Consider the following 15,912-nt stretch of genomic DNA (forward strand, 5'->3'; position numbering starts at 1 on the left):
GCATTAAATTATGGAGGGAATTTGATGCTTATTTTTTTTATACTGTTTTTAGAATTACTTACGTTATTAATAGGAGTTAATATTTTATCTGATGATGGAATAGGGATAAAGAATTTTTTGCTATGGTTATTATTGATTCAAATCATTGGTCAATTTTTTTACATGGAAATAGGGTTTTTGGCAATATTTTTGGTTCTGTTCTTTTTAATCACATGTTTAATTATTAAATCTAAGAAGATTTTCTCCAGTATTTTAATCACTTGTTTACCTTTGGTTACCCTCGTTGTTACCAATTATTTTGCTCAAGTGATGGAGATGTATGTCGTCAAAGACCTTTTAAGCTCATTCATTGTGAATTATGATAGAGAAATAGTTGCTACGATTCTTACTTGTATTTTAACGATTTTAGTTTGCTATTTAACAAAATATGTGATAGGGAAACTTCGCAGATTTATTATTTTAGAAAGAAAATATCAGATTTTAATCCTCATTTTTCTTTTATTTATGATAGTTATTTTTTATGTCAATATATTTATAGGTCAAATTCAGGGGTTTAGTAGTGAACATATTACACTTACAAGTATACTTTTTTTTATTTATGCTTGTTTATTATGTGGTGTTTATCTGGCTTTAATTTATACATTAAATAAAGATTCAAAAATGAAGCAAGAACGAGTTTTGAATCAACAGTTACATGATTATACTATTCAACTTGAGCAATTGTATAATAATTTAAATAGTTTTCGTCATGATTATCTTAACATTTTAGTGAGTTTAGAAGAAGGTATTCGAACAGAAGATATCGAGATGATAAAAGGAGTCTACCATAGAGTAATTAAACCGACAGAACAAATTGTAAAAAGTAATGATTATATTTTAGGGAAGGTCCGCAAGGTTCATATTGTTGAGATTAAGAGTTTACTGGCCGAAAAAATTATTAAATCTCAAGCTAAAGGAATTGATGTAAGAGTAGAAATAGAAGAGATTATTGAGTCTATTTATATGGACGTATTTTCATTCTATAGAGTTTTTTCTATTTTATTAGATAATGCTATTGAAGCTGCTAATAGCGTAAGTAATTCGTATATTTCAATTGTATTTATCCAAGATAGAGATATTCAAAGAATAGAAGTAGAAAATACTTGTGAACATCAGGAGATAAGTTTGAAGGATATTTATAAAAAAGGGCATTCTTCGAAAGGAAGTAATAGAGGCATTGGATTATATAATGTCCAACAAATATTGAATGATAATAAATATTGTACGTTAGAAACCTTTTATGAATTAGGGGTATTTACACAAACTTTGATTTTAAAAAGGGAGGATAGAGAATAATGGAGATTTTTATTTTAGAAGATGATCCAATTCAAAGATATAGATTAGAAAAAATTATTAAGGAAGCTTTAGAGAAGAGTAGTATTTTATATAAGAAAATATTTGCTACGGCTAGACCAGTGCAACTTTTAAATGAGATTAATTCTATAGGAAATCATCATATCTACTTTTTAGATTTGGAAATTAATAATCATTTAGGAAAAGGATTAGAGATTGCTCAGCTTATACGTGAAAAAGACCCTTATGGAACAATTGTCTTTGTTACTACTCACTCAGAATTAGCTCCTAAGACATTTGCATATAAAGTTTCGGCTCTTGATTTTATTGAAAAAGATCAATCTGATTTTGAGTTTAGAAAAAGAATTGAAGAGTGTTTAATAATTGCTAATCAATACCAGCAAAAACCAATAAGTGAAGATTCTTTTATATTCGAGAATAAATATACGAAATTTCAGATACCATTTTCAGAAATTTTGTATTTTGAAACATCTGAAATTCCACATAAAATTAACTTAGTAACATCTAAAAAAAATATTAGTTTTTATGGAAAGTTAAGTGATATTGTTAAGATGGATGGTCGTCTGTTTAGCTGCCATAAATCATTTGTAGTAAATATACCAAATATTATTAGTGTCGATAAGAAGAATAAATTAGTCTATTTTAATAATGGTATGTTTTGTTTTGTTTCTCGAAGATTATTAAAAGAAGTTGAAAATAAGATAGAGGAATTAAGGGTTAAAAAATTCTAAAAATAATATTGGTTTATAATTTATTATAGAATTCAAGATATAGAGTTTATAGCTGATCAATGTTAAATATTAAATTACATAAAATCTAAACCGTTTAGGATAAAAAATATACATTTAAGGATAATAGTATTCTATTATTTAAACATAGTTTATATAATTCTAGATGTTGATTATTATATAAAGAGGAGAGGGGGTTCATGAATAGTAGTAGAAAAGATATATTGAAAAAGCTTGGGGTATCTAGTGCACTAGTAGGAATTATTGGGACAACGGGAGCTCAGTTTTTATCTCCAATTATTGCTAAAGCAGAAATCGAAAGTACAGTAGAAGAAGTTAATAATATAAATTTAGTTACAGAAGATTTTGATTTAACTCCGTTGTATGATTTGATTCAAACAGGTGTATTTAGTGAGTTTGCATTTAATGAAAGTGGTCAACTTATTTTGAATATTTCTATTGAAGAAGCAACCGAACAATATCAATTATCTGAATCACAGACTACTTTATTATCAGATACATTAGAACAGTGGAGGAATTTAACTGGAGCTCAAAATTTATCTGCTAACGCAAGATTGCATATTAGTGGAGTAAATATATATTTTACAAATTACGATGTGAAAATGTATTTATCTAGCGTTATTATGATGGGACCAGCAGCAGTTGTTGCTGCAATCACTGCCGCTACTACGTTAATAGGGACACCCATTGCCGGTGCAATAGCAGCAGTTGTTGGAAGTTTCTCAGCATTTGCTATTTGTGCAACAGTGCAAGATGCATTAATGACAGGAAAAGGTTTTTATATTGGTTTAACTGGATGGGGAATTTGGTAAAGAATAATGGAGGCTTTATTAGATGAACCTTATCGAAGATTTTTTTAAAATATTAAGTAGTACTTGTGTAGTTCTTTTAGTAATAGTATTACTTATTGTAATTTATCGAGTATTCAAAATAGGAATTTTATTATTATTGGATAAATTTTTAAAAAAATAATTATTTTAACTAATATTATAACAATTAGAGATATGATACAATTCTAGAAATGGTTTAAAATAAAATATAACCATATATTATCTCTTTGAATAGTGAATCAGGAGGTAATATAGATGTCGAATGTCGCAAGTAAAAGAATAAATATTGTATCTATTAAAATGGTAAATGTGTCTAGTTTCCTTTATCAAACATGTACCATTTCATCACCAAAAGATGCTTATGAGATGATAAAAGGTAGGCTTGAATCACTTGATCGTGAACAGTTCATCATTGCTTGTTTGAATACAAAGAATGAACCAACGAATATTTCAGTCGTATCAGTTGGAACACTCAATAGAGCCATTGTCCATCCAAGAGAAGTATTCAAAACAGTCAACCTATCAAATGCTGCTAGCATCATGGCTTTTCATAATCATCCATCAGGTGAAACAATACCATCACAACAAGATATTCAATTAACCAATCGCTTATATGAGGCGGGTGAGTTACTGGGTATCAAGTTGTTAGATCATCTCATTATAGGAGATGGGTCCCCTGGCAGTGAGTAAAGCGAACAATCCTCCGCTGCTAGGGTATGGAACATTTACATCATTAAAAGAAAAAGGTTATTTATAAGGAGCTAAGTGATTATATTACCGTCACTTAGCTCTTTTATTATTCCATAACTAATAGGGGGGAGAAACTATATTCAGTATCACAACTTATCGATCAGTTTACTGTTTCAAATAGCTAATAATCATAATCAGTATTTTATATTTTCTAATCGGGTAATCTCCGGAACTTCAAATTACTGTTCAAGCTTTTGTAATCTATTAATCTTATAAAAAACACTCACAATACCATATACTAACAGATCAATTAAAGTGATTGATAGGAAACTTCAAGTTGTTAAAAGAATTGCCTTTGTATAATATAACTTTTATTAATTTTAATCACGTATTCTCAGTATTTAAAATTTAATTCAAGTCAAAAGAAAAAATCCTAGTAGCTTAGTCACTAGGATTTCCATCCAGTTGTTTATTGTCATAAATCACAAATGAATCAGTAAGACTATATCATCATCTAACTAAAAATAGTTTTTTACTATTTAAATAATTACTTATTTAAGGTGTACTAAATCGATTTCTTCTTACTTTTATTATTTTTTCATTCTAGAGATATCAACTAGCGTGGGCATTCTATTATCGAATCTTTCTACTTCTATTGTCCTCTGATATTCAAAGTCTAGGTTATAGACTGTAATAGAATTTAGTGAGGATTTATCTAACCTTTCCTGTGTTAGAATAGTATTAGTTTCAAAGTTTACACCTACAATGCGGCTATCACCGATTTCTATCATTGGAGTGTTATCTGAACCCAAATTATCAAAATCTAACTTTAATAATAAGTTATCCTCTTGATATCGTGTCGATTCATATCCCTCTGATTCTTTACTTTTTTCACAAGATATCTCTAAGTAAAGTTTGCCTTCTTCTTCTTCGAAGAACGAGAGTGGTGTACACAGATTTCTATCTTTAGAATTAGTTTCTGAGTAGTTTACTTGTGTTTTAACTTCTAAATTTTCATCTACCTGTTTTATGGTAAATTCACCTGTATTTAATCCTTCACCTAATAGAAATAAATTATCCTTATATGGGTAAAAGTAGATAATATCACGTGCTAGTAGTAAGTCTTCATTAACATCTATAGAAGATAATAAGTTAAAATTTTTATCATATATCAAGATTTTTTCTTCACTTGAAATATTTTTATTTTCATCCAATATAGGTTGAGCGCTATTAGCATATACATAAATCTTATCCTTAAATACAACACCATTCCAAATATGAAGGTTACTTTCTAATTCAAAACATTTCCAAGAATCTTCTAAATAACAAAATCCTGAATTGTAGGCTTCACCATCAGCTGCAAAACCATTATTGATGACAATAAATAAGTTTTCGGAGTAAGGATTAATACGCTCATATTTTTGAGCTATTGTTCCTACTTTATTTAATGACTGTGTTTGATTATCATATGACAATATAGTTGAAGTCTCCGGATAGCTATCAAAATAAACTATATTTCGAGTTTGACGCAATACTGAATATCCAACACCTTCACCTTTTGGAAGTTTAACTTTATCGATAATTTCACCATTCCCATTGGAATATAATAAATAGGATGGAGTGTACAGATCATTACTTAAAATCTGCAAAACTTCAAAATCTTTGGGTTGTTTAAGTAATGTATTATATCCTATTAAAATGAAGCCTACAATTAAAATTATAGTTACAATTATTACACCAAAAAGATTTTTTTTCATTCTTATTCCTCTATTTCACTTTTTGATAGAAAAATACATTATCGTCCCATAAGATTTGTTTTGGAGTAACCCCTACGATATCGTAGCTCCATGAACTATCTTTGTAATGATCTCCTACATTATAGCCCGCATTAAGCCAAGCTTTATATACTAATTTAGAACAATACCATTGATCAGTGCTATTTAATGTTGTCAAAATAGTATAGGGCTTACCTATTTGTTTAGCTGCGTAATTTACTGCTGTTTTATAATTCGATTGTGTAGCACCACCTACATAAAGCTCATCGGTATTAACCTTAGCCCAATACGTTCTATAACTCACTTTACTCTTAACTCCCTCACCAGGATTTGCTTCAATTACTGTATTTTTATTGTAATCTACAATTCCAGCATGCCCATGATTCCAACCTAAAGTTTTAGAATCTAGAGTAATTAAAATATCCCCATAATTTTGCCACTCGATAGTTGTTGTTCTTCTAGCATCTGAATCTACTAGGGCTCCTACACTTTCTTTTTTCATCTCAGTAATTGCATCAATTTCGTCTCTATTTAGATCAGAGATGACTTGAAGAACAGCACTAATTGCATCCTGTTGTTCTTCTTGTGGCAATTTTTCGACTTCTTCTTGATTTAATTCTCGAATTCTTTGTGAATATGATTCAATCCCTTCTGATCTTAGTAAGGATTGTTCAGGCATTTTTACTTCATATTCTGAATTCTGTGCTGCTTGGACACTCATAGAAGAATAAATTCCTAATAAAGTTGTAAACATAAATAAATACTTTCTCATTTTAACCCCTCCATTTTTTAAATTAAATAATTATTAGTATAATTTTTCGATATATTCCTTTTTACAAAAATAATTCTTCTAGTCTTCAGATTTGTAAATACTATCTCATTTTATAGAAAAATAATAAATAAAGGGAATTAATGTAGAATTATACAATCATTATTCGAATAATATATTATCAATAAATTAGTTTTTAAAAAACTTAATATGCTTAATCGGTTATTTAATACTCTTAAGTGGTTGGGATAAGTCAGTGTTTTGAGCACAAAAATACTAAGCTTTTAAGCTGTGGATTGTCAACACTAAACTAAACAACTTTTTTAAGGGTATTTTGACGATATTCAACTGGGGATAAATATCCCAGTGAAGAGTGGATCCTATGATTGTTATACCAGTTAACGTAGTCGGCAAATTCATAACCTAGTTGTTCTTGGGTTTCAAATATCTGATGGTTTACAAATTCTGTTTTGATTACTTTATAGGTCGCTTCTGCAACAGCGTTGTCATAGGGACATCCCTTCATACTTAAAGAGCGTTTAATTTCAAATACCTCTAAAATCTCATCAATGATTTTATTCTTAAATTCGTTACCTCGATCCTTGTGGAAAATCTTGATTTGACTTAGGTTAGTTTGGACTGTACTGAACGCCTTCTTAACTAATTCTGCATCCTTATTAGGCCCAGAGCTATAACCGATAATTTCACGATTAAACAGGTCTACAAGCACACAAAGATAGTGCCAGCGATTTTTTACACGAATGTACGTTAAATCACTGACAAGAACGTTTAAATGTGGTTGTTCATCAAAGTTACGATCCACGATATTTTCAGTGTTATCTTCGTTACATTTAGCTGTATGCGGCTTAAATTGAGCAACGGTATAATTCGATACAAGGCCTTCTTGTTTCATGATACGACTAATACGACGACGTGAAACTTGTTGTCCCATCTTTTTTAACTCTTGCTTAATTTTTCGAGTCCCGTAATTATTTCGGCTTCGACGAAAAATCTCAATGATATCAGTAACCAGTTGAGTTTCATCTTTCTTCGGTTTAGACTCATAATAATAAGTGCTACGAGGCACATTAAGGACTTTGCACATCGCTGAAACTGAATATTTGTGTGTATTGTTTTTAATCACATTTATCTTCGTCCTAAGATCAGCGCGGCTTGCTTTAAAATATCATTTTCCATTTCCAATTGCTTAACTTTTTTACGAAGTTGGATTAACTCCTGTTCTTCTTCTGAGCGGTTATCTTTCTCCTTAAAAGAACCTGTAGAAGTTGACTGTTTAATCCATTTATCGAGTAAAGACGATGAGATATCGTATTCACGAACAATATCACATTTACGTTTCCCATTTAAATAAAGCTGGACTAATTGGTTTTTAAATTCATCTGTATACGTACGGCGTGGTCTACGAGTTTTAGTTTGGGTCATGTTAAAGCTCCTTTAGATTGATATTATTTATAATTCTACATGACCTTAAAAAAACTGTCTAATTAATTGTAACCTATCCAACTTAATGATTAGCTTCTTTTTGATACTATAGAGCTTGATTAAATAAAATAAAAATCTTATTTGCATTATTACCAAATAGAAGGTGGAAAAACTGTATGGTTACTATCTAATTTTGAAGTTAAGTTGGATAATCGATATGAGAATTGTGAAGTATTTAAGTTAATATATATGTCTAGAATTATTACATATAGATCGATAGTAAGTAGTTAGAGATAATTTTAAAAAAATATTGTGTCAAAGAAAAGAATATAACAAAATATAGCTTTTTTTGTTAAGTAAAAGAAATTGTTATCCTGCATAAGTGATTGTAAAATATACTAGAATCATGATTCTATAGTATGACTTAAATTTAATTTTACAATAAGTGAGGATGATAAGGATGAAAATGAAAAATATTTTTTTATTAGGAATAGTAGGTGTATGTTTGTCGTATGGGACAGCTAATGTCTCTGCTAGTGAGTTAACGAAAGTAATAGGAGGAGGGAGTTATATTATAGGTTCTGAGCGTTTGGGTGTAGGAAGTTGCTCAGGGGTTAGTACAGTTTATACGGATCAATATACTAACTATCAAGCTCAATGGAAACGAGGGTGCAGCAATAATAATTTAGTATCAGAGTATTACATGTATTATAGTGATATGATAGATATGGGAAGAGCTAGTTCAACTAATGGAGAAGGGACATATCGGACATCTGCTTGGACCAAAAATGTTAAAGGTAGTTACTCAACAGCAGTATCACCAACCAATGTATGGACGAAATCTGGAACTAACAAAGTGAATTATGATTATACTAGTAAATAAGAAGTCTAATAAATTAAAAGAGAGTCTATTTATGGATTCTCTTTTAATATAGGAGGGAATAATGAGGGTTATAATTTATTTGATTTTAACAATCCAATTTTTAATGAGTTCTTTTATTAGTATCTCTAACTTTAAGGTTCAAATGGAGAATAATCTTTTATATGCCGATAGTACCAGTATTGCATTAAGCATTAGAAATCTTGATGAGGATAACAGTACTATCATTCGTATGTTAGAGAATTTGGCTGAAAAAAATAATCTTGAAATTTACAAACATACTTATACAAGTTCAAGCAACTTGGATATATATGCTTCTGACTGTTCTTTGGGAGGAAAAGTTCAGTTAAAACAAGGAATTTATCCTGAATCAGAATTTGGATCTTATATTTCTACTACTCCTATTTCCTCAATAAATGATTCTAATCAAGTAGGAATAATCAAAAGTTTTAATGATAATTTAACAGTTAATATTTATGATTTTTCAAATCTTAAACATTATGATGTAACAGGGGTTTATTATCTTAATACAACAAATGTAAATAAGATAGAATTATTTATTGATGATTTAGATAATAATGGAATAAATGCACAAATTATTGATATGAATTTTGGCATTGAAGTTAATAAGATAAAGATCTTTTCTAATGCAATTGAAATATGTGTTATGTTATGTGGAATGTTATCAATTATCCATTTTATCATTCGTGAATTGAAAAATATATTTATATATAAGATGGTTGGTTATAGTAATATGGCAATTACTAAGGAAGTATTGAAGAAGATATCAATGCCTTTTATTTTATCTGGGATGAGCATGGTTCTGACTTGGACTTTCATTTATTTAGTAAATAGCTCGTTTGATTATTATTTAAATATTTTATTTTTACAATTTAAAATCTTCATTTTTTATATGGTAATTTATTTTATCACTAGTTTAATTTTAATCAATATTTATTTATATAGATATAGTGTTAATACGATGATTAAAGGTAATAAACCATTTTATTCGATGCTTATTTTTATAAATTTTATTTTAAAAGTCAGTTTCCTCCTTATCTTTTCTCAATCATTGGTACAGTGCATAGATGTTTCAAAAGAATTGATTGAAGCTAAGCAAAGTTATGCACAATGGGATAAAACTGAAAATATTTTTAGAATTAATGTCCAGTATACAGGTTTAGAAAGTACACGAGATCAAAGGGAAATCGATTATTATAATAAAGCTACTAAGTTTTTAAATGAATTAATTAATCAAAATGGATTTTTATTGGATACTTATAATTTTATGCCCGGAGAAAATGGGTATATTTATGAGAATAATTATTTTTCAAATATTCCACCGGAGATTGCGCCCAATGGTAGGCGAATTACAATAAGTGAAAGTTACCTAATATATAATCCTATTGAAACAGTAGAAGGAGTTAATGTTCTGGAAAGAATAGAAAATGAACCATATACTCTAAATTTACTTGTTCCAGTTCAATTTCAAAAATTTGAAGACAAAATCATTTCTATTTATAAAGATGAATTTTTCTTTAGAGTAGTAGAGGTAGATAATTCATATCGTCAAATGCTAAATCAGTTACCTAATAAAATGTCAAAAAGTGATGTAAATATTAATATTATATATGTTAAAGATAATCAATCATATTTTACATATCAATCTCATATAGCAAGTGAAACTAATAATTTAATTATTGATCCGATTGTAACAATATATAATGAGTATTTTTGTCATGCTTCTGACTCATTTGCCTATTTAACGACCTCTGCTTATTTTGAATCGACATCAAAGAATCCTTATAATGATATTGTTGCATTATTATTAAATGCTAATTTAAATTCTATTTCACAAATTTCATCTGTATATGATGAGTTAGGACATGAAATAGCTTCTTTAAATAAAACGATTAAAGAATGTATTATTTTAATGGTAGGATTATTGATTTCTAATTTTTTAATCATCTATCACTTTATATCTAATTATTACGAGAAAAATAAATATAAATTATGCTTGGAAGAAATAGTAGGATATAGTTTTAAAGATAGAAATAGATGGGTTTTGTTGACGATTATTTTTCTTAATTTAATTCCAATTTTATTTAGCTTAGTATTATTAAAATATAAATTAGTTATTATTAGTATTATTTGTTTGATTTTAGTACTAGAAGTAATTATGGTCATGATTTTCGGAAATAAATTAAATAAAAAAAATTATGCTCAAGTTATTAAGGGGGAAGATTAATAATGATTATAGTTAAAAATATATCAAAGAGTTTTAAGGAACGAGTCATTATTGATAATTTTAGTTTAATAATTCATGATGGTGATTTTCTGGGAATAATTGGTTCTAGTGGTTCAGGAAAAACGACACTAATCAATTTATTAAGTTTATTAGAAGAATCTGATGATGGTGAAATCACGATTAATAATATCGTTGATCCGACCTCAAAAGAAAGAATGTTATTAAGGCGAAATGTTCTAGGAAATATATTTCAAAATTACGCACTTATGGAAAATTGTACAATAAAGGAAAATTTAAAAATAGCTATTCGCTATCAAAAGAAAAAAAAATATGATTTTAAGGAGGTATTAAAGAGAGTTGGATTAGAGCATATAGACTTAAATACTAAAATTTATGAGTTAAGCGGAGGAGAGCAACAACGTATTGCATTGGCGAGAGTTATTTTACAAGATTCTCAATATATTTTTGCAGATGAACCGACAGGAAATTTAGATGAAGAAAATACAGAAAAAGTTTTTAATATATTAAAGGAATTAAATCAAGAAGGCAAAACTATTATTTTAGTTACACATGATAAAGGATTAGCAGAGCGTTGTAAAAGAATTATTCATTTATAAAAAAAGAAGTATAAAACTAAGGTTCTTTGTCAAATAGTGTTGCTGATTAAATTGTGACCTATTACAATGAATGACTGAATTGAAATCCTAGTAGCTATGCTGCTAGGATTTTTAATTTAGGTTTTGTTAGATTTTGAATCATGAGAATACGTGATTTAATTACCCTACTAGTGGAGGAAACATGCTTCGCATGGCAGGTGACCCAATGATAGAAACTGCGATATCCAAAGGCAATACGCTTAATGACTTTGATTTTATTATTGATGCCTTCGATCGGACCATTCGTATAGGGTGTTGTTAGTGTATTTTGAATATAAGATTGATAAGTTTTAAAGGTTTGAAAAGCGGTTTGAAGTTCAGGAGAAATCAGAGGATGTTCTGTTTCAAGTAAATGATTAAATCGCTCGAGGTTTTTAGTTTGGAGGGCGAACAGTAAGTCTTGATAGAGCTCGTAAGTAGCTTTAAATTCAGGAGATAAATCAAGTAAGAAGTTTAAGATATCTATTTCACGCATCGGTTGTTTGAAACAATAGACGGAACGATAGGTTGTGGTGTTTAGTAAAAGATGAGATTTTAAAAACAATCTCCAATAACGTTTAAACTTACGGGCATGTTTCTTAAACCTCTTCATGAATCGAATTCGAGTTTTATTGAGTGCACGAGAGATGTGTTGGACAAGATGGAACTTATCCAGGACAATTTTGGCATGAGGAAAAAGCTCCTTAATTAAACTGATATAAGGGGCGTACATATCGATGACAATATGTTTGACACGTGAACGAGCTTCTTTTGAATACCGTTTGAAATAAGCCTGAAGCGAACTTAAACGGCGATCCTCGCCGATATCAATGATTTGTTTAGTGTCGGCATCACAAAAGATAAAAGACATATGACCTTCAGCAGATTTAACCGATTTAAACTCATCAAAACAGAGGTTTTCAGGTAAGAAGTTAAGGTTTAATGTTTGAGATTCATAGAAACGATGGATGATCCGATTAACGGTTGAATGAGAAACTTGATGGCGACGGGCAATATCGCACTCTGAAATTTTATTTTGAGCATCTAAAGCAATGGCATGTTTGGTGTTATAAGGGATATAACAGTTCTTTTCAACAATAGATGTTTTTAATGTAAAGGTGGATTGACAATGCCCACAATAATAACGCTGTTTTTTAAAACTAAATAGGTATCATGGAGTGAGACCTTTGGAATGACAATTCGAGAAGTTTTAAACCCGTGCTTTTTAAAATTGGAATCAAAAAGAGTGCCACAGTGTCCACAATGAGTGGGTTGATAAGATAAAATTCCTTTAAAAACAAAGCTAGTGATTCCATTAACTTTAACTTCTTCAAAATAATCTTCAGGAAAGATGATATTTTTATCTTTAATATTTAAAAATTTTCTAGTAGAATATGAGTGAGACATTAGAATTTATCCTTTCAATATTGTTTTAGTCGATAACATTGTAACAGGATAGAGACTTGATGTCTCTTTTTTGATGCCATGAAAAAAGGCGTTGCTTAGTCAGCAACACCAAATATTATAGAACCAAAACTAATTAGGGTTTTATACTTTTTTTTTTACTGATTTATATCGATAGAATAGATTGATTATTGATATAAAAATCCAATATTAGCAATAATCTTTATGAGACGTACCTTTTTCCGCTAAAACTTAATTTAAGATAAAGATTGATATAAAAAATCTTTTTTTGTAAAATATTGGTGTATGAAAAGGGGATAGAATAGGGTGATAGAATGTTTTTGACGGTGGGACAGAAGTTAAAGAAATACAGAAAATTATTTAATATAAAATTAAGTATGTTTGAAAGATATGGATTTAGTGCAGCATACATTAGTTATATAGAAAATAATAAAAGAATACCTCCATTTGAAACGGCAAAAGAAATATTTGAAGCATTAGTTTGCTTAACGAATGGTGAGATAGTTAAGCAGATTACTGTAGAGGATTTTGTAAAAGATGAGTATGAAGAAGCGGAGAGTTGGGTAATTGTAAACTGTAATTTGGATATGGCTTTAAATAATTATAAACAGTATTATGAAGTATGTAATAAATATAATTTAAATAACTATTTAATAAAATTAGATGAAATTTTAGCATATTATTATCAATCAATAAAGAAATATTTTATATCAAATGAATATTTCACGAATTGTATTTCACAATTAAAAGAAATAGATAAGAGAATTGTAAAGTATTATATTGAATTAGGCGTCAACTACCAAGACTTAGGACTTTATGAAGAGTCTCTTTTAAATTTAAATTTGGCTTTAAAGTGTATTAAAACGCAAGATTTAGAATATATTTATCGAATTTATTACGAATTATCTAGAAGTTATTACTATTTAAAAAAATTAGATGATAGTTATTTATTAGTAGATAAAATAATAGATAATTGCCCTTTTATTCAACGAAAAGCAGCGGCAATATTATTAAAAGAAAATATTTTAAAAGTAGATGGAAGGTTGGAAGAAGGAGAAAAAATTTTAAAACAGTTTATAGAGAAGCAGTTATATACACCGTATTTAAAGTACGCTTATCATAATTTAGGATGCAACCTAAATGATCAACATAAGTATAGAGAAGCATTAGAAGTTTTAAATCAAGCTTTGGCGTATAGAACATCTAGCAGTGAAATCGCATTAACAAATTATCTAATAGGTGAGGTTTATTATAATATGAAAGACTTGACTAATAGTAGGAAGTACTATAGTCTTTCGCAAGAGATGGTATTAAAAGAGGGGACTTTTGATCATAAAAAGACTGTGGTTGAAAGATTGATTTCTTTATATTTTGATGTTGGTGATATGTATAGTATAGAGCAAGAGTTACAATTAATTGATCTTATTAGTCATGAGTGTCATTATCGAGAATTAAAAAACATAGCTAAAATTAATATTTTAAGATGCTCAGTATCTAATGGAGTGAATCTCACTCCTAAGCTGAGGGATTATGTAATAGGAAATTAATGATTAACAAATGAAGTATAAATTTTGTTAATTAAAATAAATATTAAATTGAATAAAATAATTATAAAATTAGTTTATAAAATTGGATCTAGGTCAATATTTTGGACACAAAAAAGTTAAGTTTTTAAGCAGCTTGTCGTGCAAGTTGCTCACATTCTTCAGGTGTTAAATAATTAATCGATCCATGCATTCGTTTTCGATTGTACCAGCCCTCTATATACTGAAACAAAGCGATTCTAGCCTGTTCAAATGTAATATATGTTGTTTGATATACTTCTTCTTTCTTTAGAGTGGCATGGAAAGATTCGATACAAGCATTATCGTAAGGACATCCTTTACGACTGAAAGACTGGATCATCTTAAGGTCTAAAGTTAAGTCTTTAAACTCTTGGCTGGTATACTGTGATCCTAAATCAGTGTGAAGAATAATCTCATCTTTAGGTTTTTGAGAAACATAGGCATTCTTTAAAGCTTTTACGATAATATCTGTGGTCATTTTTTTTGAAAAATGATAACCAATAATTTTCTTTGAATGTAAATCCATCACTGAAGCTAAGTAGCACCAACCTTCTTTTTGAACGTAAATATAAGTAATATCGGATACCCATTTTTGATTAATTGAAGTCGTCGAAAAATCCTGTTCTAGAATGTTATCACGTTCTAAAACAATTTCCTTAGATTGTTTATATGGAGTATACTTCTTTTGAATAATCGAAGCTAAACCGCTTGATTTCATTAATCGCTGAACACGTTTCAAACTAACAGAGAATCCTTCTTTAATCAATTGACGATGTACCTTAATAGCACCATATCGACGCTTACTTTCAAAATAAATTTCCTTAATACGTTCAAGTAGTTGTTGATTTTCATGTTCCCATTTAGATTCCGTTTGATGCTTCGATTGATAATATGTACTTCTTGGAATATTCAACACATCACAGAGCTGTTTAATATTATGTTCCGAACGATGTCGATCGATAAACTGGCATAAATCAGACTGACTTACTTTCTCGCGAATATGGTCATAGCCTTTTTTAAGATTTCATTTTCCTCTTGAAGACGTAACATCTCTTGTTTCATGCGTTTAATCTCCTCAAGTGTAATGGCAGTATCATCGATTGAGGCAAGAGGAGAAATTTGTTTAATCCATTCCCTACTAAAGGTGGATACCTGCTATCGCAGAGTAGGGGACCCATTTATAGATCGTAACTTCTGATACACCATATTCACGACTAAGGTCTAAGACTTTCCGTCCAGTTTTATAAAGTTCAACAACCATAGATTTAAATTCAGCATTATATTTTTTCATACAGACACATCCTTTTATTAAGTCTATTGTAACGACTTAACTTAAGTGTGTCCATAAAACTAAGCCTGTTTTTGAGGCGTTATTTGATACGTATAGTTTCGTTAATAACAACCCCGTTTCACAATCCATGGAAGCTGTTTTGTTAGTCATGGACGAGCAAGGTTTAATGAAGGAACAAGAAAAACTTCAAAAATTCTATGATAGTGTCCGTGTTCGTGCCGAAGGAATTGATAACTTAGAAGCGAAACAAGACATTATC

General features: G+C 29.2%; 12 protein-coding genes and 3 pseudogenes. 9 read left to right on the forward strand and 6 right to left on the reverse strand.

The genetic code is table 11. The features are described from left to right. The first annotated feature begins 24 nt into the window (after positions 1-24). From HLK68_RS07910 to HLK68_RS07925, 4 genes are all read left to right on the forward strand, one after another. On the forward strand, positions 25-1,335 hold the full coding sequence (locus tag HLK68_RS07910) for a GHKL domain-containing protein (RefSeq protein WP_132943033.1): 1,311 nt from the start codon (positions 25-27) through the stop codon (positions 1,333-1,335). Next, entirely contained in the window at positions 1,335-2,084 is a 750-nt protein-coding gene (locus tag HLK68_RS07915) for a response regulator transcription factor (protein WP_132943034.1), read from the forward strand. The genes HLK68_RS07910 and HLK68_RS07915 overlap by 1 nt, the downstream gene beginning before the upstream one ends. Before the next feature lie 197 nt (positions 2,085-2,281). Then, the gene (locus HLK68_RS07920) at positions 2,282-2,914 is read left to right on the forward strand and encodes a hypothetical protein (RefSeq protein WP_132943035.1); all 633 of its coding nucleotides are present in this window, start codon (positions 2,282-2,284) and stop codon (positions 2,912-2,914) included. Positions 2,915-3,187: 273 nt separating this feature from the next. After that, positions 3,188-3,622 carry a JAB domain-containing protein gene (locus HLK68_RS07925; protein ID WP_132943036.1) on the forward strand — a complete coding sequence of 145 codons (435 nt, stop codon included), beginning with the start codon at positions 3,188-3,190 and terminating at the stop codon, positions 3,620-3,622. A gap of 590 nt (positions 3,623-4,212) precedes the next feature. Here the strand turns inward: HLK68_RS07925 and HLK68_RS07930 are convergent. The 3 genes from HLK68_RS07930 to HLK68_RS07940 form a co-directional block, all read right to left on the reverse strand. Beyond that, positions 4,213-5,379, reverse strand: a complete 1,167-nt coding sequence (locus HLK68_RS07930; RefSeq protein WP_055305877.1) for a hypothetical protein — start codon at positions 5,377-5,379, stop codon at positions 4,213-4,215. A 10-nt stretch (positions 5,380-5,389) separates the two neighbouring features. Further along, on the reverse strand, positions 5,390-6,169 hold the full coding sequence (locus HLK68_RS07935; protein ID WP_055305878.1) for a YiiX/YebB-like N1pC/P60 family cysteine hydrolase: 780 nt from the start codon (positions 6,167-6,169) through the stop codon (positions 5,390-5,392). Between the two features lie 307 nt (positions 6,170-6,476). Further along, positions 6,477-7,609, reverse strand: a protein-coding gene (locus tag HLK68_RS07940) for an IS3 family transposase (protein ID WP_170837671.1) whose coding sequence is annotated in 2 segments (ribosomal slippage) — positions 6,477-7,348 and positions 7,348-7,609 — 1,134 coding nt in all. Because the reading frame shifts where the segments join, the coding sequence is not laid out codon by codon here. Between the two features lie 505 nt (positions 7,610-8,114). On the opposite strand from HLK68_RS07940, the gene HLK68_RS07945 reads away from it, so the two are divergent. The 3 genes from HLK68_RS07945 to HLK68_RS07955 all read left to right on the forward strand — a co-directional run bounded on the left by HLK68_RS07945 (position 8,115) and on the right by HLK68_RS07955 (position 11,354). After that, a complete protein-coding gene (locus tag HLK68_RS07945; protein ID WP_055166272.1) occupies positions 8,115-8,492 on the forward strand; it encodes a hypothetical protein in 378 nt (125 codons plus the stop codon). 61 nt (positions 8,493-8,553) lie between these two features. Next, on the forward strand, positions 8,554-10,737 hold the full coding sequence (locus HLK68_RS07950) for a DUF1430 domain-containing protein (RefSeq protein WP_055166269.1): 2,184 nt from the start codon (positions 8,554-8,556) through the stop codon (positions 10,735-10,737). A gap of 2 nt (positions 10,738-10,739) precedes the next feature. Further along, a complete protein-coding gene (locus HLK68_RS07955) occupies positions 10,740-11,354 on the forward strand; it encodes an ATP-binding cassette domain-containing protein (protein WP_055166266.1) in 615 nt (204 codons plus the stop codon). A 94-nt stretch (positions 11,355-11,448) separates the two neighbouring features. Here HLK68_RS07955 and HLK68_RS07960 read toward each other — a convergent pair. Both HLK68_RS07960 and HLK68_RS14515 read right to left on the reverse strand, forming a co-directional pair. Next, a pseudogene (locus HLK68_RS07960) lies at positions 11,449-12,474 on the reverse strand (ISL3 family transposase); the annotation flags it as partial. A 5-nt stretch (positions 12,475-12,479) separates the two neighbouring features. Further along, on the reverse strand, positions 12,480-12,779 hold the full coding sequence (locus tag HLK68_RS14515; RefSeq protein WP_155062475.1) for a hypothetical protein: 300 nt from the start codon (positions 12,777-12,779) through the stop codon (positions 12,480-12,482). 332 nt (positions 12,780-13,111) lie between these two features. Here HLK68_RS14515 and HLK68_RS07965 point away from each other — a divergent pair, with 332 nt between their 5' ends. Continuing rightward, entirely contained in the window at positions 13,112-14,344 is a 1,233-nt protein-coding gene (locus HLK68_RS07965; protein WP_055166263.1) for a helix-turn-helix domain-containing protein, read from the forward strand. Between the two features lie 124 nt (positions 14,345-14,468). Here the strand turns inward: HLK68_RS07965 and HLK68_RS07970 are convergent. Beyond that, a pseudogene (locus HLK68_RS07970) lies at positions 14,469-15,653 on the reverse strand (IS3 family transposase). A gap of 70 nt (positions 15,654-15,723) precedes the next feature. Here HLK68_RS07970 and HLK68_RS14815 point away from each other — a divergent pair. Beyond that, positions 15,724-15,882 (forward strand): annotated as a pseudogene (locus tag HLK68_RS14815) (hypothetical protein); the annotation flags it as partial. Positions 15,883-15,912: the final 30 nt, after the last annotated feature.

The sequence above is a fragment of the Turicibacter sanguinis genome, from assembly GCF_013046825.1.
In the GTDB taxonomy this organism is placed as follows: Bacteria; Bacillota_I; Bacilli_A; order MOL361; family Turicibacteraceae; genus Turicibacter; species Turicibacter sanguinis.